The organism is Bacillus cereus group sp. N6, from assembly GCF_016483705.1.
GTDB classification, from domain to species: Bacteria; Bacillota; Bacilli; order Bacillales; family Bacillaceae_G; genus Bacillus_A; species Bacillus_A wiedmannii.
The window spans coordinates 1-2,036 of record NZ_JAEHBI010000146.1 but is presented as its reverse complement, the minus strand read 5'-3'; the positions used below and the strand labels follow the sequence as shown (position 1 = coordinate 2,036).

Sequence of the window (2,036 nt, the reverse complement as noted above, 5' to 3'; positions counted from 1 at the left end):
CATCCTTCCTTGCGGTATGCATGGAAGGATGACCCATTTAGTTAAATTTTATTCATTTCCTTAAGTTGATGGCTATGCCCCGATAGGTGCTTTATTTTTTACATTTTTATTGATATAACCCAAATCATATTCTATATGAAACATGAGTGAAGAGCGTAATCGTGCCTACCTAAGGAATTCTCTCTTTATCAGCCGCTCTTCACCTTCAGTTATTTTACCTTTACTAAATACCATCTTTCAGATAATCATGTTACGCCCTTCGTGCTATTATAAGAACAAGTAAACATTACTCCTTCCCCCTACGAAGGTATTTATGTTTTTCACTATCTATTCACACACTGCCCAGCCAGATTATGTATCACAACATGATTGGGCTGGGCTTTTATTTGCCATGCCCCATGCCGAATAGACATTGGTCTATTTTATCTAAACAAAAAAGAGCAACGAAAGGAAGGCCTTTGAAAAAGGCACCATCAATAGGTGGTGTCCTATACTTCAATATATGCTTATCTCATCAAAAAAGTTCTACTTTTTTGGTAAATACAACAAAACATAAGCACATAATCAACGTGCCCTCCGAAGATGATTTCATGTTCCCCAACACTGTAACATACACAATCACATGGAAAGTGTGACGAAAATTCACATTTTATTGGTATTAAAAACCAATTTTAGGTTCATAATACAAATAGAGGAAGAATATACTACCAGATTGGTGCTCTACATGTGCCTTTACCCACTCGTGTACCGCACCAAATGAGACTCATTCTTCTTCCTCTCATTTCTTTCAGAAGGATGAAGAATGCATAGAATATCTTTCAACTAGAATACCCCACCACACTTATTATATGCTTGCATTCTTCATTCCTTCATCCATACCATCAAAAAAGGAAGCTGTCATGAAATTTGCTCATGATCTGGCTCTTCTTTTCAGCTTTCTCATTTATCTTTATTTAGCATCCTTTTTACCTAACAACATTTCCTCCGGTATATCTGGAACTACTAATCTCACATACACATCTGCACCCAGGACAACTTCTATACTTTCAATCAATCTAAGTTCTGGTACAACAGCTCCCACATAAATAGAATAATTCCCACCTGGTAAATTGAATAAGCGAAACATACCATCACTTTGAACAGAAAATTCTTCACCCATCTGACAAGTCGTAAATTTTGTTTGATATAATCTAATTCTTTCTCCTGTACGATTATCCACTGCAATAACAGAAATCCCCCCCCACCGGATTCCCTTCACTATCCACCACTTGTCCATAAAACGACCCTAAAACTTTGCAATAATCCCCATATGGAATCTGCGGACATTTAATTTCCTGCACGGTTGCACTTAGATCTAATAGCCCATATCCATAAAATGAATCCCACTTTTTATCTTTTGTATCTAAACTACGGGCAGATCGTTGGATCACCTGAATAATCTCTTGATTACTTGCCGACGGTTTAAGCGTACGTAACATCGCAGCTACTCCACTGACAAAAGGCGTGGAAAAAGATGTTCCTGGTCCAGCATCATAATTTATTTTAGCAAATATAGGGACTGGATACGTTGGGGTGGTAGACAAGATTTCTGTACCTGGCGCTGTAATTCCCACATAACTTCCCCAATTTGAAAATGATGCCAACCGATCCGACTTATTAGTCGCACTCACCCCTAATACAAAATTATATGCAGCTGGATAACTCGGTTGTTCATGCCCTTCATTGCCCGCAGCCGCTATGGAAATAATCCCCTTATTCCAAGCTAATTCTAATACAGATTGTTCAGCCTGTGTATATGTTGGTCCTCCTAAACTCATATTGATAACATCTACGTTTTGTTCGATTGCATACATAATTCCTTTTAAGATAAAATCTGTAGTACCAGCGCCATCATCCCCTAGCACTTTCACTGGCACAATATAAGCTGTATTATAGCTAGCACTTGCAATACCTGTTTGATTATTTGTAACTACTCAGCTTCCTCACGGAAGCTTTTTTAATTTTACTAGTTTCATATGCCTCTCATTTGTAAATAC

The 2,036-nt window shown here is 37.9% G+C and carries 2 protein-coding genes; both read right to left on the bottom strand.

The window, feature by feature from the left end; all coding sequences use genetic code 11:
• Positions 1-949 precede the first annotated feature (949 nt).
• Positions 950-1,219: a hypothetical protein gene (locus tag JDS99_RS30470; protein WP_199696451.1), complete on the bottom strand. Its 270-nt coding sequence runs from the start codon at positions 1,217-1,219 to the stop codon at positions 950-952.
• Positions 1,212-1,949, bottom strand: coding sequence for a S8 family peptidase (locus JDS99_RS30465; protein WP_345943251.1), 738 nt, complete (start codon positions 1,947-1,949; stop codon positions 1,212-1,214). Before JDS99_RS30465 ends, JDS99_RS30470 begins: the two co-directional genes overlap by 8 nt.
• Between the last annotated feature and the right edge of the window lie 87 nt (positions 1,950-2,036).